The following is a 22,279-nucleotide window of genomic DNA, read 5'->3' as shown; positions in this document are numbered from 1 at the left end:
CACCTGGCATGGCCAGAGCCTACAGAAGCCGTGGGCACCGGTCGCCCACGGCCGGACTCAGCCGAGTTCGACGGCCTCTTCGGTCTCGACCTGCCGGTTCCAGTCCCTCTTGACCGCCCGCCAGCCCTCGTCGTCCACCCCGAGCCGCCAGTAGCCGGAGATGGACAGCCGTGCCATCGGCACCCCGGCCTCCACCCGCAGCAGGCGCCGGAGCTCCTTGACGAAGCCCGCCTCCCCGTGCACGAACGCCTGCACGTCGCCGCCCGGCAGGTCGAGCTCGCGCACCGCTTCGACCAGCGCCTCGCCGACCCGGCGGCCACGGCGGTAGAGCCAGGTGAGGTGCACGTCGCCGTACGTCCTGACCTTGATCTCCTCCGCGGGGCCCTCCACCTCGACGAACGCGTGCGCCCTGGCCCCGTCCGGCATCGCCTCCAAGGAAGCGGCGATGGCCGGCAGCGCGCTCTCGTCCCCGACGAGCAGGTGCCAGTCGGCCTCGGGGTCCGGGGCGTAACCGCCGCCGGGGCCGAGCATGAGGATCTCGTCACCCGGCATCGCGCGGGCGGCCCACGGACCGGCCAGGCCCTCGTCGCCGTGGTAGACGAAGTCGAGCGTCAGCTCCCGGATGTCGGGGTCCCAGGTCCGCACGGTGTAGGTGCGCAGGCGTGGCCACAACTCGCGCGGCATGGTCTCGCGCACATGCTGGACGCTGAAGGGCTGGGGGTAGTCGACCCCCTCGTGCGGGAACACGACTTTCACGTAGTGGTCGGTGAAGTCGGAGGTGGTGGCGAAGTCGCGCAGGCCGTCACCTCCGACGATGACCCGGATCATATGCGGCGAGATACGCTCGGTGCGCAGCACCACGCCTCTATGGTGATCCCTTGGCTTCTCAGCCATACGGGCGACTCCTCAGTTAGGTATACCTAACTTACATGCTCTGCGCAGCAGATCGCTGACGCGACCCGAAATCTCCCCTTCCCACGCCCTTGTGGCTGATTCATGGTGAACCTGGCGCCCTCGTCCGGCAGCCAGCAGAATGATCAGCCTGAGGGATCGGAGGCAGACGGTGACGGCGCAGCCCTCTCCCCGCGGCGAGCGGCGGCCGGAGCTCGACGCGCTGCGGGCCCTGGTGGTGGTCGGCCTGGTCTTCTTCCACTCCTCGCTGGTCTTCGAGCCGGGCGGCGACTTCTACGTGACGAACGCGGAGACCACCGAGCTCACCACGATCTTCGCCGCGCTCTGCGTCGTCTGGGCGATGCCGCTGCTGTTCCTGGTGTCCGGTCTCGGCGCGTGGCACTCGCTGCGCCGCAGGGGCGCGGGCGGGTTCGCGGTGGAGCGGTTACGACGGCTCGGCGTCCCGCTGGTGTTCGCCACGCTCGTGCTGCTGCCGTTCCCGCAGTGGCTGCGGCTGCGGGCCGACCCCGCCTACCACGATTCCTACCTACGGTTCTGGCCGCACTTCTTCGAGGTACGGCTGGAGCCGTCGGAGTTCCCGTTCATCGTGCAGGGCACCTTCTACGAGACCGGCCACCTCTGGTTCGTGGTGCTGTTGCTGGTCTACTCGCTGCTGCTGGCGGCGCTCGCCCGCCGGGTGCCGCCCGATCTCGGCCGGCGGATCCGCGACGGGGTGGTCTCGGCGACCCGGCGGCGCGGCTCGGTGCTGCTGCTGCCCGCCGCGCCGCTCGCGCTCGTCTCCGCCCTGCTGGGGGTGGAGGAGGACTACGGCGGCTGGAGCCGGTGGGCGTACCTGCTGTTCTTCCTGTTCGGGTTCGCGCTCGCGGCCGACCCGCGGCTGCGCGCGGCGATGCGCCGCGACGCGGTGGTGGCGGCGGTGCTCGGGGTAGCCCTGGTCGGGGCCGGAACCCCGCTGTTCCTGATCGCGGCCGAGACGCCCGGCGCCGACCCGTTCATGGACCTGTCGGCGCTGGCGATCATCGCCCGCACCTTGTACGGCGCGGCCGGTTGGTGCTGGCTGGTCGCGATCCTCGGCCTGCTCGACCGCCGCCGCCCCCCACCCACCGCCGAGCAAGCCACCGAGGAAGCCGCTGCGGAAGCCACCGAGCGAATCGCTGCGGAAGCGCCTGCTGAGGAAGCCGGGACGGGAAGCGGCGAGCAGGACAAGCGGCCGCGCCGGATGTACGGCTATCTGGCCGCCGCGGTGCTGCCGGTCTACATCCTGCACCAGCCGATCGTCGTCGGCGTCGCCTACCTCGTGGTCGGCTGGAGCGCGCCCGTCGCGGTGAAGTTCGCGCTCATCGTCGCCGCCTCACTCGCCCTCACCTTCGCCGCCTACGACGTCCTGGTAAGGCGTACCCGGGTGACCCGCTTCCTGTTCGGCATGCGCTGATCAGGCCGCGACCTCTCCCTCCGTCACCGGCCCCTCCACCCCCGCCGCGACTGCCAGGAAGCCGGCCATGTGCCGGAAGGCCAGCCGTGCCTCCGGCAGCACGTCGGCCAGGATCGGGAAGACGTGCGGCATGCGCGGCCACTCCTCGTAGGTGACCGGCACCCCGCCCTCCCGGGCACGGACGGCGACGCGGTGCGCCTCGTCCCTGAGCACCTCGGTCGACCCGGTGACGATCATCAGCGGCGGCAGTCCGGTGAAGTCGCCGAGCACCGGCGACACCAGGGGGTCGCACGGGTCCAGGCCGGAGGTCCAGCGGCGGGCCAGCCAGCGCACCCGCCCGGCCGCGAGCATGGGGTCCTGCCAGCGGTTGTCATGCCGGGGATGGTCGGTCAGGTCGGCCCACGGGGACAGGCAGATGGCCGCCGCCGGCAGCGGAAGGCTCCGGTCGCGCAGCGCCAGGAGGGTCGCCAGGGTCAGATGGCCGCCCGCCGAGTCGCCCGCGATGATCACGTCGGAGGCGTCGTACCCGCGCTTCAGCAGGCAGTCGTAGGCGTCCAGCGCGTCGGCGAGGGAGTCGGCGAGGTTGTGCACCGGGCCCTGACGGTAGTCCAGGGCGAGCACCGGACGGCGGGCCACCACCGACAGCCGCCAGGTGATGGACCGGTGCGTCCTGGGCGAGCAGGAGAAGTAGCCGCCGCCGTGCAGGTAGAGCAGCACCTTGCCCTCGTCGAGCCGCCGACCGGCGCGCAGCCACTCGCCGTCGCACGCGGAGAAGGCCGCGGGCGCCACCCGTACGTGCTCGGGCGTGCCCACCGGCACCAGTTTGACCAGCTCACCGAGGCGGGCGGCGGCGTCGAGCGCGAGGGAATGGCGCAGCAGCAGGTGCGAGGCGGGCTTGAAGGTGCCGTGCATCAGACCGGTGAGCGCTCGGGCCTGCCAGCTCATCGGGTAGTCCGGTGTGACGTCCCTGTCCAGGTGCATATAGGTCCTCCCTAGATGTCCTGCCCAGTAGACCGCCGATCTACCCGTCGGTAGGTGCGTCATATACGTTGCGCCCCACCCGCCGGACCCCGGATAATCCCAGGCTGCCTTTTCCAGCACGCCCGGCGCACGGGCCCGGACACGGTCGGTGACCATGCCCGTACAGAACGGAGGCCGCACACCATCTCGCTCTACGCCCAGCTCGTCCGGTACGGCTTCCGCAAACATGCCACCTACCTCGCCGGAGCGCTCGCCGGGGCCTTCACCAACAGCGTGTTCGGCATCCTGCGCGCCTACATCCTCATCGCGCTGTGGCAGGCCAGGCCCGGCCTGGCGGGCTACGACGTCGCCGACGCCATCACCTTCTGCTTCATCACCCAGGCGCTCATCGCGCCCATGCAGCTCTTCGGCGGCGGCCTGACCATCCCCGAGCGCATCCGCAGCGGCGACATCGCCCTCGACCTCGTCCGGCCCGCCCCGCTGCAGCTCTGGTCGCTGGCCGAGGACCTGGGCAGGGCCGCCTTCCTCCTCCTCGCCCGCGGCCTGCCGCCGATGCTGCTCGGCGCGGTCCTGTTCGGCATCGTGACGCCCACCGGCGTGACGCGGTGGGCGGGGTTCCTCGCCGGTCTCCTGCTCGCCGTGCTGACCAGCTTCGGCTGGCGCTATCTGGTGGCGCTGTCGGTCTGCTGGCTGGTCGACGACCGCGGCGTCAGCGTGGTGTCCATGGTGCTCACCACGTTCTTCAGCGGCATGATGCTGCCCCTGACGATCTTCCCCGGGTGGCTGGGCGAGCTGGCCAGGGCGCTGCCCTGGGCGGCCATGGTCCAGGCGCCCGCCGACCTCTACCTCGGCAAGGCGCCCCTCCTGGACACCCTGGCCCTGCAGGCGTTCTGGGCCGCGACGCTGATCGGCCTCGGCGCGGCGGCCACCCGGGCGATCCGCTACAAGGTGGTGATCCAGGGTGGTTAGGACGTATCTCCTGCTGGCCTGGACGTGGACCCGCGCCGCCGCCGCCTACCCGGCCTCGTTCTGGCTCCTGGTCGTGTTCGGCTGCGTCACCGGCGCGCTGGACCTCGCGGTGATCCTGGTGGTCTTCGCCAACACCACCACGCTCGGCGGCTTCTCCCGCGACGAGGTGCTCTTCCTGTACGGCGCGGCCAACCTCGCCTTCACCCTCTGCGACCTGTTCGTCAGCAACCTCGACCGGATCAGCCAGCACATCAAGGCCGGCACCATGGACACGTTCCTGATCCGGCCGGTGAGCCCCTGGATCCAGATCGCCACCGACCGGTTCGTCCCCGCCCGGTTCGGCCGCGTCGTGCTGGCCGGGGCCGTGCTCGGCTACGCGCTCGGGGCGCTGGACCTCGACGGGCGGCGGCTCTGGATGATCCCCGTCATGGTCGGCGCCGGGGTCGTCATCTTCACCGCGCTCTGGACGCTGGCCGGCGCGCTGCAGTTCCTGCTGACCGACGCGCCGGAGGTGACCAGCGCCTTCACCTACGGCAGCCAGCAGCTCACCCAGTATCCGCTGAACGTCTACGGCCGCGACCTGGTGCGCGGCGCGACGTACGTGCTGCCGCTGGCCTTCATCAACTGGCAGCCGGGCCTGTACGTGCTGGGCCGGGACGACCCGTTCGGGACGCCGGGCTTCATGCGTTTCCTCGGGCCCGCCGCGGCCCTGGTCCTCGCCCTGCTGGCCGGGCTCGCCTGGCGGCAGGGCATTCGCCGCTATCGATCCACGGGGAGTTGACATGATCGAGCTCGACCGCGCGGGCCGTACCTTCAAGGTGAAGCGCACCACCGTGCACGCCGTACAGGATCTGTCGTTCAGCATCGCGCCGGGAGAGTTCGTTGGCTACCTCGGGCCCAACGGGGCCGGCAAGTCCACCACGATCAAGATGCTGTGCGGCATCCTGACCCCGAGCTCGGGCACGGTGCGGGTGGCCGGGCTGGACCCCTCGCGCAGGCGCACGACGCTGGCCCGGCGCATCGGCGTGGTCTTCGGGCAGCGCACCACGCTGTGGTGGGATTTGCCGCTCCGGGACAGCTTCGACCTGATCCGACTCCTTTACAAAGTAGATCGCAAGGTGTTCGACGCCCGGCTGGCGGAGCTGGCCGAGACGCTGGACCTGGGCGCGTTCCTGCGCACGCCGGTGCGCCAGCTGAGCCTGGGGCAGCGGATGCGCGGCGACCTGACCGCCGCGCTGCTGCACGACCCGGACGTGCTGGTGCTGGACGAGCCCACGATCGGGCTGGACGTCGTCAGCAAGGCGAGCATCCGGGCGTTCCTGGCCCGACTCAACGCCGAACGGGGCACCACCGTGCTGCTGACCACGCACGACCTGGGCGACATCGAGCGCCTGTGCCGGCGGGTGATGCTGATCGACCACGGGCGGCTGGCCTTCGACGGCACGCTGGACGAGCTGATGGCCTCGGCGCCCGGTCACGCGACCATCGAGGAGGTGGTCACGCACCTGTACACGAGCGAGCGGTGAAGGTCAGTAGTAGCCGCTCTCGTCGGAGGCCTGCTCGTACTCGTCCTCCTCGTCGTCGTCACCGCGCGACCAGCGCGAGGGCATCAGCACGGGGATGAACAGGGCCACACCGAGCAGGGCGTAGACCCCGCTGGAGAGCAGGGTCCTGGAGCCGGCGACGGCCTGCCGCACGATCTCGTGCATCGTCGGCTGGTCCGGGACGAGGGACAGCGCCCGGTTCATGTCCAGCGCGTAGACGATGGTCCAGGCGAGCAGCACCATCGAGGGAACGAACGTGGCCAGCGGCGACACCCTGCCCGCCACCACCAACCCCACGACCAGGCCCACCGCGGCCATCGCGCCGAGCGCGATCCACAGCTGCTGCCCGCCCGCCGGATTGCCCTGGGCGCCGGTCAGGGACTGTTGTACGGCCCAGCCCCCGCCGCCCAGTACGGCCGCGGTCACTACGACTCCGATGAGCAAACCAGCTAAGTGCCGCAACGTTCTCACCTCTATGTCAACGTGGTCGGCACTGACCTTAGCGACAAACGCCCTATATCCCCAGCATTGCGCAGTCTGAGCTTCGCCGATGCCCTTCCCGTGAGAACATGTGGCACACCCATGCACGCGTACCTGCCACTCAGACTCGCCAGGACGGCGGCCTTCGCCGCCGTCTGCGTGACGCTCGCCGCGCTGGCGCACTGGCTCGGCGGCGGCGTCGGCCCCGGCCCATGGACGGCCGCGCTGGGCCTGGCCCTGGTGCTCGCGCTCGCCCTGGCGTTGTCCCGCAGGGAGCGGCCGACCTCGGTCATCAACACCGCGCTCGTCGCGGGCCAGCTCGGCCTGCACGAGCTGTTCGGCGGCGGTGACGGCAGCGGCTACGTCGTCGCGCACCTGCACGGCCAGGGGCTGGGCGACGCGCTCGGCATGCTGCTGGCCCACCTGACCGCCACGCTCGTCACCGGCTGCTGGCTGGCGCGCGGCGAGGCCGCGCTGTGGGCGATGCTGCGCCGCCTCGGCGGCCGGCTCACCCTGCTGCCGCGCCCGGGCGACCCCCCGTCGACCCGGCCGGCCGCGCCGATCGTGCGCGTACGCGCCGTGCCCGTCGGCTCGCTCCTCCGTCACTCCGTCGCCAGGCGCGGTCCTCCGCTGCCCGCCTGAGCGTCTGACACCTTTCCTTCCCCCCGGATCACCCAAGTGGAGTTTCGTATGTCCCTGATGCGCCGCGCGGCCACCGTGCTCGCCGCCAGCACCGCCCTCGCCCTCGGCCTCGCGCTCCCCGCGCTGGCCCACGTCACGATCAACCCGGGCACCGCCGAGCAGGGCGGCTTCAGCAAGGTCGCCTTCCGGGTGCCGAACGAGCGCGACGACGCCAAGACGGTCAAGGTCGAGGTGTCCTTCCCCGCCGACCACCCGCTGGCGTTCGTCTCGGTCAAGCCGGTGCCCGGCTGGGACGTCAAGGTCACCGAAGGCAAGCTGCCCAAGCCGGTCACCACCGAGTACGGCGAGCTCACCGAGGCCGTCACCAAGGTCGTCTGGTCCGGCGGCGAGATCGGCAAGGGCCAGTTCCAGGAGTTCGAGGTCTCCATGGGCAAGCTGCCCACCGGCGTCGACCAGCTCGTCTTCCCGACCAAGCAGACCTACTCCGGCGGCGAGGTGGTCGACTGGGACGACGCGCCCAAGACCGACGGCACCGAGGCCGAGCGTCCGGCGCCGGTCCTCAAGCTCACCCCGGCGGCCGGCGAGGCGGCCGCGACCACGGCCACCACCGCCACCACCGCCGCCTCCGCCCCCGCTGCCGCCCCCTCCGTGGCTCCGGCCGCGAGCGCGGCCGCCTCGGACGGCACCGCCCGCCTGCTGGGCGGCGCGGGACTCGCCGTCGGCGTCATCGGCATCGTGGTCGCCGTCCTCGCCCTGCGCCGCCGCCCCGCCTGACACCTCCGACGCGCCGGCCTGGCCTTGAGCGCCCGTGCGGGACGGTTCCCGTACGGGCACTCAGCCCCCGCTCGACGGCCTGGCTCGCTGGGGTCTACGCGGTGATGTCCTTGCCGGAGAAGTGCGCCCAGGCGATGGTGAGCGACAAGGTGATGTAGGCACCGAAGGTCACCAGGCCGCTCATCAGCGCGCCGGTGTCGATCGGACTGCGAAGCACCGCGTCGAAGCTGGTGAACCGGCTCGGCAGCAGGTAGGGCTCCAGGGCGCTGAGCTGGGGGATCGCCCGCAGCACCTGGCAGACGATGACCAGCACCATGGTGCCCGCGATGGCGCCGATGGGCACCTCGGTGAACACCGACAGGGCCATCGCGACCGCGGCCAGCGCGGCCATGCCGGCGCCGACGTAGCCGACGCTGATGAGGATCCGCGTCAGGCCTTCCGCCATGCTGACGGTGCTGCCGGACAGCAGCGTCATCGGCCCGGCCGGGAACAGGATCAGCCCCGTGACCAGCGCCGACAGCGCGACGACCGCCGTGACGGCGTAGCCGTACACGACCGCGTTCAGGTATTTGACGGCCAGCAGCCGGGTGCGCCCGGCGGGCGCGGCCAGCAGGTAGCGCAGCGTGCCGGCGCCGGCCTCCCCCGCGATCGAGTCGCCCGCCACCACGCTCACGGTGATCGGCATCAGCAGCAGCACCAGGAACGAGAACGAGGCGAACGTCAGCATCAGGCTGTTGCCCGCCACGTCGGCGACCAGCCCGCCCATCGCCTCGTCCCCCGCGACGATCCACAGCGTGATGCCGACGATGACCGGCACACAGGCCACCACGGCCAGCATCGCCAGGTTGCGGGGGCGCTTGAAGGTCAGCTCCAGCTCCGAGCCGAGCAGCCGCCAGAACGCCCACGGCCTGCGGGCGGGCGGCAACGGCGGGACCGGCTCGGCCGGGCGGCGCTCGGCGCTGCTCAGCGTCTCCGCCACGGGCACCAGTCCGGGCGTCCGCCGGGTCCGCGCCTCGGTGCTCTCAGCCGTCGACATCGAAACCCTCTCCCGTCAATCCCACGAACACGTCCTCCAGGCTCGGCCGTACGACCGCGAACCCGCGTACGGCGACACCCTCGCCCACGAGGGCGGCGTTGACCTTCTCCGGCGCGTGCCCCTCCAGGGTGGCGCTCACGTCGTCGCCGACCCGCACGTCCGCCAGGCCGAGCCCGGTGAGCACCCGCGCGGCCTCGGCGGCGTCGGGGGTGTCGATCCTGACCCGGGTGGCCCGGCCGCCGCTGAGCGAGGCCATGGTCCCCTGCGCGACCAGCCGGCCGGTGCGCATGATGGCGGCGTGCGTGCACATCTGCTCGACCTCGGCCAGCAGGTGCGAGGAGACGAAGACCGTGGTGCCCGCGGCGGCGATCTCCTTGACCAGCGCGCGCACCTCGCGGGTGCCCTGCGGGTCGAGCCCGTTGGTCGGCTCGTCCAGGATGAGCAGCTCGCGCGGGCCGAGCAGGGCGGCGGCGATGGCCAGCCGCTGGCGCATGCCGAGCGAGTAGTTGCGGTAGCGCTTGCCGGCGGCCGCGCTGAGCCCCACCCGGTCCAGCGCCTGCCCGATCCGCTGCCTGGCGGTGCCGGCGGGCGCGGTGGGGTCGGCGGCGTCGAAGCGCCGCAGGTTGGCCTCACCGGACAGGTACGGGTAGAAGGCGGGCCCCTCGACCAGCGCCCCGACCCTCGGCAGCGCCTCGGCCCTGGGCAGGCCGAGCAGCGAGCACTCGCCCTCGGTGGGGGCGACCAGGCCGAGCAGCATGCGGATCGTGGTGGTCTTGCCGGAGCCGTTCGGGCCCAGGAAACCGAAGACGGATCCGCGCGGGACGGTCAGGTCGAGCGCGTCCACGGCCACCTGACCGCCGCGGAACCGCTTCGTCAGGCCGCTGGTGACGATGGCGGCGGAGGGCGGGGACGCCCCGATGGGCGCCCCCGCTTCCATGGTGACGGTCGTCACTTGACGCCCGCCGCTTTGGTGATCTCCTCCGGGGTGACCGCGCCGACCAGGAGCCGGCCGTCGTCGGTCAGCAGGGCGGTGGCCAGCTTGGTCGTGATCAGCTTGCCCGAGCCCCACTCGCCGCTCACCGGGGTGGCGGACTTCAGCACACTGTCGAGCAGCGCGGCGGGGTCGGCCCCGTCCCGGCCGCCGAACCGGGACTCCTCGCCGCCGGGGGTCGCGCCGTCGGCCTTCTTGCCGGTCAGGTCGCTCAGCGACCCGGGCAACACCGCGACGCTCGTCCAGCCCTCACCGACGACCTTGACGTCCTTCGCCGCCTCCTTCGCCCGCTCCTGGTGCTCGCCGGTCATCTCCCGCTTGTGCGCGGCGAAGTCCTGCTCCTCCACCTTCGCCCCGGCGGGCGGGGTGAAGGTGAAGTTCTCGGCGGCGGGCGGGGTGAAGGTCACCTGGGTGTAACCGACCTGGAAGGCCGGCTCCGCCGAGCCCTTGGCGAACACCTGGACCCGCAGCGGCATGTAGTTCTCGCCGTCGAGGGCCAGGCGCACCTCCTGCACCAGCGAGCCCTCGGCCTTCGGCTTGAGGACGAGCTGGTAGGCCGGGCGGCCCGCCACCTCGGCGGTGTTGGACACGCTGATCACCGTGTGCTCGCCGACCTGGGCCAGCATCTTCTCCGCCGCCGCCTGCGGCGTGAGGTCCTCGGGGCGGTGCGTGGCCAGGCTGCCCGGCCGCTCGCCGCCCTGCGGGAGCTTGACCCGGGTGGCGGTGTTGCTGCTGCTGTCCCAGTACCACGCCTGGTCGCCGTTGACGATCAGATTGGTCTCGGCCAGCTGCGTGGGCATCGCCACCCGTATCTTGTCCTGCCCGCCGTACCAGACCTTCACCTCGTGCGACCCCGACAGCAGGGCGAGCGGCGAACTGCCGCCCGTCTGCGGCAGCGCGGGCAGGCCGAGCGACGCCGTCTGCTGGACGGTGCCGGACATCGGCGGCGGACCCTCCGACTTGCCGGTCGCCGCCGCGGCGTCGGCCAGCAGCTGCTGGGCCGAACGCTCCGGCAGCACGGGATCACCACTGACCGCGGCGATGACCGGACCGGCGCCGAGCGCGCCCCCGATCACGGCGGCGGCCGCGATCGGCACTCCCCACCTCATGAACGTGCCTTTACGCATCTCACTCCTTAACGGTATGTCGATACGTGCAGCCTGCGTCATGCATCCTTAGGCAGACCTGAGACAGCCTGAGGCCGCTCTCAGCCTTCTCAGCGAGGTCTCAGGAGGAGGACGGGAGAATCGCCACATGAGAGTACTTGTCGTCGAGGACGAGCGGCGGATGGCCGCCGCGCTCCAGCGGGGGCTGCAGGCCGAGGGCTTCGCCGTGGACCTCGCCCACGACGGCGAACAGGGGCTGCACGAGGCCAGGCACGGCGAGTACGACGTGGTGGTGCTGGACATCATGCTGCCCAGGCTCTCGGGCTACAACGTGTGCAAGCAGTTGCGCGCGGAGGAGAACTGGGTGCCGATCCTCATGCTGTCGGCCAAGGACGGCGAGTACGACATGGCCGACGGCCTGGATCTGGGCGCCGACGACTACCTGACCAAGCCGTTCTCCTACGTGGTGCTGGTGGCCAGGCTGCGCGCGCTGCTGCGGCGCGACTCGGGGCGGCGGCCCGCCGTGCTGGGCGCCGGGGACCTGTCGCTGGACCCCGCGCGGCGCCGGGTGCTGCGCGGCGAGACGGCGATCGAGCTGACCCCCCGGGAGTTCGCGCTGCTGGAGTTCCTGATGCGCAGGCGCGACGAGGTGGTGTCCAAGGCGGAGATCCTGGAGCACGTGTGGGACACCTTCGACACCGATCCGAACGTGGTGGAGGTCTACGTCGGCTATCTGCGCCGCAAGATCGACGGCCCGTTCGGCAGGAACGCCCTGCAGACCGTCCGCGGCGCGGGCTACCGGCTGGCCGGTGACGGTGGCTGACAGCCCGCTGGCCTGGTGGCGGCGCCAGGGGCTGCGCTTCCGGCTGACCGTGGTGGCCGCGGCGGTGCTCGCCCTGGCGCTGGCCGTCTCGGCGTCGGTGCTGGTCACCGTGCTGGACCGGGCGCTGATCGACACCGTCGACGAGTCGACCAGGCAGCAGGCCCAGACCGTGCGCGTGCACGCCGACGCGGGCACGCTGACGACCCCGATCACCACCAACGACGGCACCATCGTGCAGGTCGTGGACGCCGGCGGGCGCATCACGCATGTCACCTACGGAGCCGACCGGCTGGTGCCGCTGCTGGCCGCCGCCGCCAGGGAGCGGGTGCTGCGCGAGGGCGGCGAGGCCACCTTCCTGGACGGCCGGCCGTACGCGATCCCCGGGCCGCTGCGCGTGGTCGTGGTGCGGGCCGACCGCGGCCAGACCGTGATCGCGGCCAGGCCGATCGCGGAGATCCAGATGAGCCTGGCCACGGCCGGCCGGGTGCTGCTGATCGGCACGCCGCTGCTGATCGTGCTGCTGGCCGCGGCGAGCTGGTTGATCATCGGCAGGACGCTGCGCCCGATCACCGCGCTGCGCCGCGGCGCCGCCGAGATCACGCACACCGCCAGGTCCCGCAGGCTGCCGGTGCCCGAGTCGAAGGACGAGGTGCACTCGCTGGCCACCACGCTCAACGACATGCTGGCCAGGCTGGAGGAGGCCGAGCAGCGCCAGCGCGCGCTGGTCTCCGACGCCTCGCACGAGCTGCGCAGCCCGCTGGCCAGCATCCGCCTGCAGCTCGAGGTGGCCCTCGGGCACCCCGAGGGCCAGGACTGGCGCGAGACGGCCGAAGGCGTCCTGGAGGACACCATGCGGCTGTCCAAGCTCGCCGAGGACCTGCTCGCGCTCGCCCGGCTGGACGAGCGCGGCGGGGTGCCCGCCCGGACGGAGCCGGTCGACCTCGACCAGGTGACCCGGCAGATCGCCGACCGTTACGGTGACGTGCGGCTGACCGCCTGCGAGCCGCTGGTGGTCAGCGGCGACGCGCTCGACCTGAGCCGCGTGCTGACCAACCTGATCGACAATGCCGTCCGGCACGCCACGTCGAAGATCGAGGTGGCGCTGACCGGCGACGGCACGCTGACGGTGACCGACGACGGCCCCGGTGTACCCGAGGAGGATCGGGAGCGGGTGTTCAACCGCTTCACCAGGCTCGACTCCGGCCGCGGCCGCGACGAGGGCGGCGCGGGGCTCGGGCTGGCGATCGTCCGTGAGACCGTGCGCGCGCACGGCGGCACGGTGCACCTGGAGGACGCCTCCCCCGGGCTGCGCGTGGTGGTGTGGCTGCCCCGCGGGTGACCGGTGCGGGATCCGGCGATCGACCGCGCTAGGCGGCGGTGCCCTTCTCGGCCGTCGCCAGGAAGTCCTGGGCGATCAGCGGGAGGCGGCGGCGCGCGTGCACCACGGCGATGACGCGCCGCACGGCGGGTTCGAGCGAACGGACCACCAGACCGGCCCGGCCGGCCTGCTCGGCCATGCCGCGGTACCAGAGCAGTGAGGCCTGGCCCGCGCGTACGGCGTTCAGCCAGCCGTTGCGCTCGTCGGTTTCGAGCACCACGACGGGGTTGACCGCGTACTTGCCGAACATCGCTTCCAGTTCCCTGCGACGGACGCTGCCCCGCGCGGGCAGGGCCAGCCGCATGCCGTCGAGACGGCACATCGGGACGGGGTTGGGCAGTTCGAGGGCGGGAGGGGAGATCAGCACGATCTCCTGGCGTTCGAGGGGATGGGTGACGAGGTCGCCGGGCACCGGCAGGTCCGTCAGGCCGAGATCGGCCCGCTGGTCCCTGATGGCACTGACCACGGCATCACGGCCGTCGCAGCGCACGATGTGCACGCGGACGCCGGGGTGCTCGGCGGTGTAGGCGGGCAGAAGCCGCCCTGCGAGGCCGGGTTCGAGGCTGGGCGTGGAGGCGATGCGAAGCTCGGCTTCCCCGGCGGGACCGCCGTGGTGGGCCAGGCCCTCTATCTCGCGGACCGCGTCGAGCGCCTCCCTGGCCAGCTTCACCACCCGGCGGCCGTGTGCGGTCACCACTACACCGCGCCCGGAGCGAGCGAAGAGCGTCATGCCCAGCTCTCGCTCCAGATCCCGGATCGCACGCGAAAGCGCAGGTTGTGCGATGTAAAGCGACCTGGCCGCGTCGGTCATGGTGCGGTGCTCCGCAGTCGCGACCACATAGCGGAGCTGCTGGAGGTTCATGTCAAAGAAGCTAGGACAACGCCCGCCGCGCGGTGGGGGACATAGCGGAGATCACCTCGAATGATTTCGGACTGTAACCGAGCACTGCTACATCCGTGACGGGTGATAAATGAGTATGCTTCTGCCCCAAATTTGGCAAAGTTTCGATGAGTGACTCACTTGGCCACCCATTAGGGGACAAACCGCATTAAGGGGCGACACGGTGACAGGCAACGGGCAGTACCCTCCCGCGCCTCAGGGGCCAGGACAGCCCCAGCGGCCACCCTCGCGCCCTTGGCCCCCACCGGGGTACGGCGAAGCACCGGGCGGGCGTCCGCCGAACAACCCGTACCCACCCAACGCGCCGGCCAATCCTTACCCACCGCAGGGAAATCCGTACCCGCAGGAGAATCCGTACCCGCAGGGGCCGCCGCCGGGGAACCCGCACCCGCAGGGGCCGCCGCACGGGAATCCGTACCCGCAGGCGCCACCTCCGGGGAACCCGTACCCGCAGCAGCCCCCGCAGGGGAGCCCCTACCCGCCTCCGCAAGGCCGGCCCTACCCGCCCCCTCCCCCGCCGCCGCAGTGGCAGCAGCCGCCGCCTCCGCCCCCTCCACCGCCACCGGGGCGGGGGCCGTACGGGCAGTGGCCGCAGCCGCCGAGGAAGAAGCCGGGCATGGGGGCAGGGGCCATCCTCGGCACCGTGTTCGGCTCGATGGCGGCGCTGTTCGTGCTGATCGTCATCGGCGCGGCGATGATCGACGGTGCCCAGGAGTCACGGACGACGACGCCGATCGCGATCCCGACGCTGTCGCCGTACGACGAGCCGACGCGGCGGCCGGACTGGAACCCGAGCGCGAGGCCGACCACCGACTCCAGCTCTGACCCCAGACCCGAGCCCACCCGGGAGTCCACCCCCGAGCCCAGCCCGACGCGGAGCCGGGACGACGAGCCCGCGCGGGAGGCTCAGGCCACGGTCAACAGGAGCCTGAAGAACAACACCGTCTACCGGGCGGGCGCGCTGCCGAGGCTGCGCTGCCAGGCGGGCAACGTGAGCATCCACAGCCACAGCCAGCTCAAGTCGCTCATCCTCAGGACCGGCAGGTGCATGGGCAACGCCTGGGGGCAGATCCTGCGCAAGCAGGGCATCCCGTTCAGCCCGCCGAACTACGCGATCGTCGCCGGACGCGGCAGGGGCGCCTGCGGCGACTATCCTGCGGCGGGCAGCATGGTGCCCTACTACTGCCCGCGCAACAACACCATCTACGCCTCCACCACGGCCATGGCCAAGGGCAACGGCAACGCCCGTGGGTACGGCCAGATCATCTCCTGGCACGGCGGCATCATCAGCATGATGGCCCACGAGTACGGCCACCACGTGCAGAACGTGACCGGGCTGATGGACTCGTGGTGGGCGCAGACGATCGACTCGTCGAGCCGGAGCGGCAAGCTGGCGCTCAACAGGCGCATGGAGTTGCAGGCCACCTGCTTCGGCGGCATGTGGATGAGGTCGGTGGCCGGCACCTATCCGGTCACCTCGGCCAACCGCGGCAATTTGTTCTGGTTCTACAGCCAGGTGGGCGACTACCCCGGTTTTCCCCGTGACCATGGCTCGCGGACGAACAACAACAGGTGGTTCCGGCAGGGCTGGCTGAAGAGCCAGGCATACCAGTGCAATACGTGGATGGCGGCCTCCTCCACGACGTCCTAATGGCAACCTGGTGTTCATCTCAGCTTGGGTACATGTCTCTGATGTCCATATATGGGGACTAGAATCCTGGCAATCTTGCTGTCAAACGGGGGCAAACCTTTGGGTTCTGCCTGGTGGGCGTGCGAAGGAGCCAGTGTGAGCAAGCGCGACGGGGATAACACCGTGCCCGGCGGTAGGAAACGCCGTCCCCCTCGCCGTCCGCGCCCTACCAGCCGTCAGCCGTCCTCCGCGGAGGACGGCCCGCAGCCCTCCGGCTCCGCCAAGCAGCCCTCCGGCTCCGCCAAGCAGGCCCCTGGCTCCGCCAAGCAGCCCTCCGGCCCCGCCAAGCAGCCCCCCGGCTCCGGCCAGAGGCCCGCCGCCGGCCTCGGCAAGGGCAAGAAGGTCGGCGACGGAAAGAGCGCGTCCAAATCCGCCGGACCGGCCAACGCCGGCGCGATACTCGGCTGGACCCTGCTGTCGATAGTCGTGCCCGGCACCGCCCATCTGCGGGCCGGGCATCGCCGTACCGGCCTGATCCTCATCGGCATCTACGCGGTGGTGCTGCTCGGCGCGCTGGCGTTCGTGCTGTCCACCCTGGACAACGTGGGCATCTACGTGCGCAGCAGCGTGCACACCACGGTGACGGTCCTCGCGGTGCTGGGTGCGCTCTGCTGGTTCGCGCTGGTGCTCTCCTCCTACATCGCGCTCGGCCCCAACAGGCTGAACCAGCAAGGTCAGATCGTCTCCGGCATCGTGGTGGGCGTGGTGTGCGTGGCGGTGATGGCGCCGTTCGCCTTGGCGGCCACCACCGTGCAGGCGGGCAGTGACGCGATGCAGAACATCTTCCGCAGCGCCAAGGACGACCCGGACATCGCGCCGATCAAGGAAGATGACCCCTGGAACGGCAAGAATCGGGTGAACTTCCTGCTGATCGGCGGTGACGCGGCGGGCAACCGCACCGGCGTGCGCACCGACAGCATGAACGTGGCCAGCGTGGACCTCGCGACCGGCGCCACCGTGCTGTACAGCCTGCCGCGCAACCTGCAGCATGTGCACTTCCCCCCGTCCTCACCGCTGCGCAAGCAGTTCCCCAACGGCTTCATGGCGGAGCTGCCGCAGGGCGGCCTGCTCAACGAGGTGTGGCAGTACGCCACCGACCACCCGGACCTCGCCGGCGGCAAGAACAAGGGCCCGCGAGCGCTCATGGACGCCATCGGCCACACCCTCGGCCTCAAGATCGACTATTACGCCATGGTGAACATGTACGGCTTCGCCGACCTGGTGGACGCGATCGGCGGTCTGAAGATCCGCGTCGAGCGGGACATCAAGTGGGGCGGCCACTACGGCACCGCCGGCACCATCAAGGCGGGCACCCAGCGACTGTCCGGCGAGGAGACCCTGTGGTACGGCCGGTCCCGCGTGGAGAGCGACGACTTCAACCGGATGAGCCGCCAGCGCTGCGTCATCGCCGCGTTCGCGCAGCAGGCCACGCCGGATGTGATCCTGCGGAACTTCAGCAACCTCGCCAGGGCGACCAAGAGGCTGGCGCAGACCAACATCCCGCAGGAACTCCTTGAGCCCCTGGTCCCCCTGGCGCTCAAGGTCAAGGACGCGAAGATCACCAGCCTGCAGTTCGTGCCCCCTGACTACTGGCCGGGCAACCCCGACTGGGTCAAGATCCGCAAGGCGTCGGCCAAGGCGATCCAGGACTCCCTGAAGCCGGCCCGCCGGGCGCGGACCGCCGACGTGGCCGCCTCCCCCGGTGTCCCGACGGCCACCGCGACGCCACCGGGGACGGCGGCCGCCAGGCCGACGGCGACGCCCACCCGCAAGACGCAGAAGGCCGGCGCCACCTCGCTCAACGAAGCCTGCGGCCTCTGAGGAAGGAAGCGGCAGGCCCAGGAGCGGACCCGGCGTCCGCCCCTGGGCCGGTCATGGCGGGCCCGAGGCCGCCGAATCACACCGCGGGCCCGAGGCCGCCGAATCACACCGCGGGCCCGAGGCCGCCGAATCACACCGCGGGCCCGAGGCCGCCGAATCACACCGCGGGCCCGAGGCCGCCGGATCACACCGCCGGGCGGCCCAGGGCGCGCAGGTCCTTGATGGTCAGCGCGGACACGTTCTGGTCCACGGGGTTGTCGGAGTACTGGTGGATGGCCCAGGACTTCCAGTCGGCCGGCGGGGTGACCGTGCCCTTGGCCTTGCCGTAGTTGGCGAGCCAGAGGGGATACTGGCCGAGGCCGTGGCCGTACTGGTCGGCGAAGGCCTGGCTGCTGTAGAACAGCGGCTTGACGCCGGTCTTGGCGGTGACGCGCTCCAGCCACTTCTTGGCCCAGGCGTTGACGTGGGCGGTGGACTGGCCGTCGCTGGTCTCCAGGTCGAGGGCGAGCAGGTCGCCGGGCTTGCCCTGCTGGCCGTTCACGACCGCCAGGAAGTAGTCGGCCTCGGCGACGGGGTCGTTGGCCGGGTGGCCGAAGTGGTAGGCGCCACGCGCGACCTTGTTCTTGTCCAGCTCTTTCCAGTGGCGGGCGAAGGTCGGGTCCTTGAAGTCCAGACCCTCGGTGGCCTTGACGATGCCGAAGTCGGCGCCGCTGGTGGCCCAGTCGTGCTGGGGCTGGTAGTTGGAGACGTCCTGACCGTAGGTGAAGTCGTCTGCCTGCGCGGGGCCGGAGAAGCCTACGGCCGCCACGGCGGTGGCCATGGCCAGCAGCGCGCCCGCTCGGAACGTGCGCAGGGTGCTGGAGATGGTCATGCGGATTCCTCCTGGGATATGAGGCATCGCGGGTATGGCACGCGGCCGTACGCTCGCGAAGGGCTACAGCGGAGCACCTCGGCGGGGCACACGGGCCACACTGCGGAGGAGGTGCTGGAAGGGAGTCGCCATGGTCACTCGTTAACCGGGAGGAAAACTGCCGGGCCGGACTCAGGCGCTCAGATGTTTACAACGGCGACACTACCGCCAACATTCCCAAAAGGCCAGGTCAAGCAGGATGCGACCCGGCAAACCCCGTCCAGCGCGGGCTTCAGGCGAGGGCTCGTCTGGGCAATAGGGCGAATGCGCCGAGGTAAAGCAGGGCCGCCACGATGAGCAGCGCCTGATAGCCGATCACGAGCGCGAGATACTCCAGGCAGCCGCCCACCATCGCGCCCAGCAGGTTGGCGCCGAAGGACGTGGTGGCGTCCGCCGAGTCGGCGAACCGCTTGGCGAACACCACGTTGGCCGCGAAGATCGGCAGGAACGCGACCGTGACGGCCACCACCGCGCGCAGCGGCAGCGGGAGCGACAGCAGCCACGCGTTGGGCACCAGCCAGGCCAGCACCAGGCCCGCGAACAGCACGCCGTACATCGCGGGCAGCGGCGGGGTGCGCCAGCGGCGGGTCACCTCCACGGCGGCGAGCACCGCCACGAGCACCCCGGCGAAGACGATCGCGTTGACCACCCAGGTGGTGCCGAACAGCAGCGCGAAGCCGGTGACGCTCTTGGTCTCCAGCAGCAGGAACGCCACCCCGAGCAGGAACAGGTCGGCGTAGGGCCGCATCCGGCGGTAGGGGCCGGCGACCATGCGCACGGCCAGCAGGCTGACCAGCAGGATCAGGCCCAGGGTGATGAGGTAGATCGCCGGGATCGTGCGGTCCTTCAGGTAGAGGAAGGGGCGGTCGTCACCGGCGGGCGGCGGGGTCCCGGCGGCCGCGCCCGCCCACGGGCCGGCGCAGCGCTGGGCCGCGGGGGTCGCGCCCGCCGTGATGACGGCCTGCTGGCCGCTGACGCTGACCACGTCCACGCACGGCTTGTGCCCGAACGCGCTCTGCACCGTGCCGGCGAGCCGGTCGACGAGCCAGCTCTCGCGGTAGTAGTTGTACATCGAGAAGGCGCCGCCGGGCTTGAGGTGCTCGCGGGCGGCCCGCATGGCCTCCGGGGTGAACAGGTAGCTCTCCAGCCGCAGCGAGCTGGCTCCGGACACCAGGGTGAGCGAGTCGGGCAGCGCGAACAGGATGAGGTCGTAGCGGCGGTCGGTGCGCTCCAGGAAGGCGCGTCCGTCGGTGACGTGGGTGGTGACGCGAGGGTCGTCGTACGGCCGGTCGGGGTGCTCCGAGCCGCCGAGCTCGCGCAGTTTGGGATCGATCTCGACGGCGTCGACCCGGCGGGCGCCCTTGGACAGCGCGATGGCCACGTCGGTGCCGCTGCCCGCGCCCACGATCAGCACGTCCTGCGGGGCCGCCACGGCCCGTTCGTACGGCAGGCCGTACTGGCCCTCCCACTGCAGGCGGGCGGCGGCGGGCGCGGCCTGCTGGTGCGGGATGCCGTTGACCGAGATGTCGGTCACCGGCACGCCGAGGATCTCCAGCGCCCTGGTGGTGACCTTGTAGTAGGGCGACCAGATCGCGCCCGCGGTGAGCGTCTCGGCCAGCAGCAGGCCGACGACGGCGAGCGAGGGCAGGGTCACCAGCGCGAGGTACGGCACGCGCGGCCGGGGCACCAGCAGCAGCCCGTAGGCGAGGGCGGCGATCAGCCCCCAGAAGACGGGCGGCGCGCTGAGGAAGGACAGCGCGGTGAAGGCGGCGATGCCGGTGAGGCTGCCGATCAGGTCGTAGCGGTAGGCCTCCAGCCGGGGCAGCTCGGGGAAGCACCGGCCGACCAGCTCGGCGGGCCCCATGAGCACCACGGCCGCCGCGCAGAAGATCACCGGCAGGATCAGCCAGGCGGGCGGGCCGGTGGTGCCGAGGCTGGTCCAGTAGAGGACGTCCTCGGAGGAGCGGTCCACCGTCACGGGGAACGTGAGCACGACGAGCACGAGGCCGAACAGCACGACCGGCGAGTAATAGGGCTGCCGCGTGGATCTGCCGACGCGCAGGAATCCGAGTCCGATGCCGAGGAACGAGCCGAGCAGCACGAAATTGGTGAAATAACTCAGATGGACGATGTTGGATCCGGTCCACCTGATCAGCGCGAGCTCGAGGAAGAGCATGAAGGCACTGGCGAGGATCAATCGGGGGCGCACCGCCAGCCAGTGCGAGCTCGTGCCGCCGCCGACCGCCTGCTGCTCCTGGAGCGTCATGATGACTCACCGTATTGAGCGACGCCCCGGCCCGCAAGGTCAAGAAAGCCGGGGAGGCCGAGAAATAATTACTGTGGAAATCGCCGGAATTTGTGACGTTTTAGCAGGTCAAATGCCTTAAGTGGCGCTGGACGTGGCGGGCTGGAATGGAGGAATGTGGGGAAGGTTCTTTCCCCCATAGTCGCTCGGTGGTCAATCATGCGGGTCCTCATCCAGCTTCGCCCCTCCCCCGATCTGGTCGCGGCGGTCGCCGACCCCGGCATGACCGCCACCTCCGCCGATGTCGCCGACGGCCTGCCCGGAGTCGAGCTCGACAGCGCCTTCGTCCCCGTCGCCCTGCCCCGGCCGGTGCCCGCCGGCGGCGGTGGCGACCCGCTCTCGCTCAACCAGCCGCTCAACTTCTCGCTGGCCGCCGAGGACGCCTCCGTCCTGGTCCGCGGCACCATCTCCGACGACGAGATCACCGCCCGGATGACGCTGCTGCCCGCGCTGCGCCCCGACGTCGTCGGCGTCTTCGCCGACCCCGTCGTGGAGACCACGCTCACCTGCGGCGGCGACGCGTCCGTGGGCACCTGGCACGACGTGGAGCGGCTGCTCAACGTGCCCGGCCTGCACGCCGAGGGGCTGCACGGCGCCGGCGTGCCGGTCGCCGTGCTCGACACCGGCATCAACACCGCCCACGTGGCCAGGCAGCTCGGCCGGGACGTCACCCTCGACGCCGCGCTGAGCTGGAGCCCGGCCGGGGTGCCCGGCCGGCCCGGCCACGCCGAGGTCGACCACGGCACGATGTGCGCCTTCGACGTGCTCATCGGCGCCCCGCAGGCGTCGCTCATCGACATCCCGCTGCTGCGCTCCACCCGGCCCGGCGGCTCGGCGCTCGACGGGCTGCTGTCCGACGCGGTCGCCGCCTTCGCCCATCTGCGCACGATCCTCGCCGGTCAGCCCGCCGAGACCAGGGCGCTCGTGATCACCAACTCGTGGGGGTCGTTCTCCCCCGAGTGGGACTTCCCCGTGGGCCATCCGGGCAACTACTCCGACAACGCGGCGCACCCGTTCAACCTCATGGTCGCCAGCCTCGACCAGGCGGGGGCCGACGTGCTGTTCGCGGCGGGCAACTGCGGGCGCGACTGCATGGACCGCCGATGCGCCTACCCCGACCGGCCCATCACCGGCGCCAACTCCCACCCCCGCGCGCTGTCGATCGGCGGGATCGACGTCAACGGCCACCGGGTCGGCTACTCCTCGCAGGGGCCTGGCCGGTTGAGCGCCCGCAAGCCGGACGTGTGCGCCTACACCCACTTCGCCGGTTCCAGGGCGCTCGGCCCGGACAGTCCGGACTCCGGCACCTCGGCCGCGACGCCCGTCGCCGCCGGGCTCGTCGCCGCGATCCGCACCCGCTGGCCGTCCTCCCGGCTCTCGCCCGCCCAGCTCCGCGCCCTGCTGCGCCGCACCGCCGAGGACCGCAGCGAGGTCGGGTTCGACTACGACTACGGTTACGGCACGGTGGACCCCGCCGGGATCATCGCCGCCCTGCAGCGCCGGGCCGCCGCGGCCCAGCAGGAGTCCTCGAGCCCACAGCCCGCGGCCCGCTGAACCACCCGTCGCCGAGCCGACGACCAGGCC

Annotated in this window: 20 protein-coding genes; 11 read left to right on the top strand and 9 right to left on the bottom strand. The window is 71.3% G+C overall.

Annotation, left to right across the window (positions count from 1 at the left end):
• Positions 1–57: 57 nt before the first annotated feature.
• A complete protein-coding gene (locus OHA68_RS32610) occupies positions 58–894 on the bottom strand; it encodes a siderophore-interacting protein (RefSeq protein ID WP_327103660.1) in 837 nt (278 codons plus the stop codon).
• 169 nt (positions 895–1,063) lie between these two features.
• Here OHA68_RS32610 and OHA68_RS32605 point away from each other — a divergent pair, with 169 nt between their 5' ends.
• Complete coding sequence (locus OHA68_RS32605; RefSeq protein ID WP_327103659.1) at positions 1,064–2,344, top strand: acyltransferase family protein; 1,281 nt, start codon at positions 1,064–1,066, stop codon at positions 2,342–2,344.
• On the opposite strand, the gene OHA68_RS32600 is transcribed toward OHA68_RS32605, so the two are convergent.
• A complete protein-coding gene (locus tag OHA68_RS32600) occupies positions 2,345–3,325 on the bottom strand; it encodes an alpha/beta hydrolase (RefSeq protein ID WP_327103658.1) in 981 nt (326 codons plus the stop codon).
• 54 nt (positions 3,326–3,379) lie between these two features.
• Here OHA68_RS32600 and OHA68_RS32595 point away from each other — a divergent pair, with 54 nt between their 5' ends.
• From OHA68_RS32595 to OHA68_RS32585, 3 genes are read left to right on the top strand one after another with little or no spacing between them, the layout of a single operon-like run.
• Positions 3,380–4,294, top strand: coding sequence for an ABC transporter permease (locus OHA68_RS32595; protein ID WP_327103657.1), 915 nt, complete (start codon positions 3,380–3,382; stop codon positions 4,292–4,294).
• On the top strand, positions 4,287–5,075 hold the full coding sequence (locus tag OHA68_RS32590; protein WP_327103656.1) for an ABC transporter permease: 789 nt from the start codon (positions 4,287–4,289) through the stop codon (positions 5,073–5,075). Before OHA68_RS32595 ends, OHA68_RS32590 begins: the two co-directional genes overlap by 8 nt.
• A 1-nt stretch (position 5,076) precedes the next feature.
• Positions 5,077–5,820, top strand: a complete 744-nt coding sequence (locus tag OHA68_RS32585; RefSeq protein ID WP_327103655.1) for an ABC transporter ATP-binding protein — start codon at positions 5,077–5,079, stop codon at positions 5,818–5,820.
• Between the two features lie 3 nt (positions 5,821–5,823).
• On the opposite strand, the gene OHA68_RS32580 is transcribed toward OHA68_RS32585, so the two are convergent.
• Positions 5,824–6,264, bottom strand: a complete 441-nt coding sequence (locus OHA68_RS32580) for a hypothetical protein (RefSeq protein WP_327103654.1) — start codon at positions 6,262–6,264, stop codon at positions 5,824–5,826.
• A gap of 156 nt (positions 6,265–6,420) precedes the next feature.
• Between OHA68_RS32580 and OHA68_RS32575 the strand changes: the two genes are divergently transcribed.
• Both OHA68_RS32575 and OHA68_RS32570 read left to right on the top strand, forming a co-directional pair.
• Positions 6,421–6,960: an MFS transporter gene (locus OHA68_RS32575; RefSeq protein ID WP_327103653.1), complete on the top strand. Its 540-nt coding sequence runs from the start codon at positions 6,421–6,423 to the stop codon at positions 6,958–6,960.
• A gap of 48 nt (positions 6,961–7,008) precedes the next feature.
• Positions 7,009–7,734, top strand: a complete 726-nt coding sequence (locus OHA68_RS32570; RefSeq protein WP_327103652.1) for a YcnI family protein — start codon at positions 7,009–7,011, stop codon at positions 7,732–7,734.
• Between the two features lie 94 nt (positions 7,735–7,828).
• Here OHA68_RS32570 and OHA68_RS32565 read toward each other — a convergent pair whose 3' ends face one another.
• From OHA68_RS32565 to OHA68_RS32555, 3 genes are read right to left on the bottom strand one after another with little or no spacing between them, the layout of a single operon-like run.
• The gene (locus OHA68_RS32565) at positions 7,829–8,770 is read right to left on the bottom strand and encodes an ABC transporter permease (protein ID WP_189144876.1); all 942 of its coding nucleotides are present in this window, start codon (positions 8,768–8,770) and stop codon (positions 7,829–7,831) included.
• Positions 8,757–9,722, bottom strand: a complete 966-nt coding sequence (locus tag OHA68_RS32560) for an ABC transporter ATP-binding protein (RefSeq protein WP_327103651.1) — start codon at positions 9,720–9,722, stop codon at positions 8,757–8,759. Before OHA68_RS32560 ends, OHA68_RS32565 begins: the two co-directional genes overlap by 14 nt.
• The gene (locus OHA68_RS32555; protein ID WP_327103650.1) at positions 9,719–10,888 is read right to left on the bottom strand and encodes a LolA family protein; all 1,170 of its coding nucleotides are present in this window, start codon (positions 10,886–10,888) and stop codon (positions 9,719–9,721) included. Before OHA68_RS32555 ends, OHA68_RS32560 begins: the two co-directional genes overlap by 4 nt.
• Positions 10,889–11,015: 127 nt before the next feature.
• Between OHA68_RS32555 and OHA68_RS32550 the strand changes: the two genes are divergently transcribed.
• On the top strand, positions 11,016–11,690 hold the full coding sequence (locus OHA68_RS32550; protein ID WP_189144874.1) for a response regulator transcription factor: 675 nt from the start codon (positions 11,016–11,018) through the stop codon (positions 11,688–11,690).
• Complete coding sequence (locus OHA68_RS32545; protein WP_327103649.1) at positions 11,677–13,029, top strand: sensor histidine kinase; 1,353 nt, start codon at positions 11,677–11,679, stop codon at positions 13,027–13,029. The genes OHA68_RS32550 and OHA68_RS32545 overlap by 14 nt, the downstream gene beginning before the upstream one ends.
• Positions 13,030–13,057: 28 nt before the next feature.
• Here the strand turns inward: OHA68_RS32545 and OHA68_RS32540 are convergent, their stop codons facing one another.
• Entirely contained in the window at positions 13,058–13,930 is an 873-nt protein-coding gene (locus tag OHA68_RS32540) for a LysR family transcriptional regulator (RefSeq protein WP_189144872.1), read from the bottom strand.
• A gap of 655 nt (positions 13,931–14,585) precedes the next feature.
• On the opposite strand from OHA68_RS32540, the gene OHA68_RS32535 reads away from it, so the two are divergent.
• Entirely contained in the window at positions 14,586–15,620 is a 1,035-nt protein-coding gene (locus OHA68_RS32535; protein WP_327103648.1) for a neutral zinc metallopeptidase, read from the top strand.
• A 135-nt stretch (positions 15,621–15,755) separates the two neighbouring features.
• Positions 15,756–17,480, top strand: a complete 1,725-nt coding sequence (locus OHA68_RS32530) for an LCP family protein (protein ID WP_327103647.1) — start codon at positions 15,756–15,758, stop codon at positions 17,478–17,480.
• Positions 17,481–17,664: 184 nt separating this feature from the next.
• Here OHA68_RS32530 and OHA68_RS32525 read toward each other — a convergent pair whose 3' ends face one another.
• Together OHA68_RS32525 and OHA68_RS32520 are read right to left on the bottom strand one after the other, a co-directional pair.
• Positions 17,665–18,351: a glycoside hydrolase family 25 protein gene (locus OHA68_RS32525; protein ID WP_327103646.1), complete on the bottom strand. Its 687-nt coding sequence runs from the start codon at positions 18,349–18,351 to the stop codon at positions 17,665–17,667.
• Between the two features lie 271 nt (positions 18,352–18,622).
• Positions 18,623–20,656: a spermine/spermidine synthase domain-containing protein gene (locus OHA68_RS32520; protein WP_327103645.1), complete on the bottom strand. Its 2,034-nt coding sequence runs from the start codon at positions 20,654–20,656 to the stop codon at positions 18,623–18,625.
• 198 nt (positions 20,657–20,854) lie between these two features.
• On the opposite strand from OHA68_RS32520, the gene OHA68_RS32515 reads away from it, so the two are divergent.
• Complete coding sequence (locus OHA68_RS32515) at positions 20,855–22,249, top strand: S8 family serine peptidase (RefSeq protein WP_327103644.1); 1,395 nt, start codon at positions 20,855–20,857, stop codon at positions 22,247–22,249.
• The last annotated feature ends 30 nt before the right edge of the window (positions 22,250–22,279 follow it).

Origin of the sequence: Nonomuraea glycinis (genome assembly GCF_035920485.1) — a bacterium.
Taxonomy (GTDB): domain Bacteria; phylum Actinomycetota; class Actinomycetes; order Streptosporangiales; family Streptosporangiaceae; genus Nonomuraea; species Nonomuraea glycinis.
The sequence above is the reverse complement of the archived record's forward strand: the minus strand, read 5'-3'. Positions and strand labels throughout refer to the sequence as shown.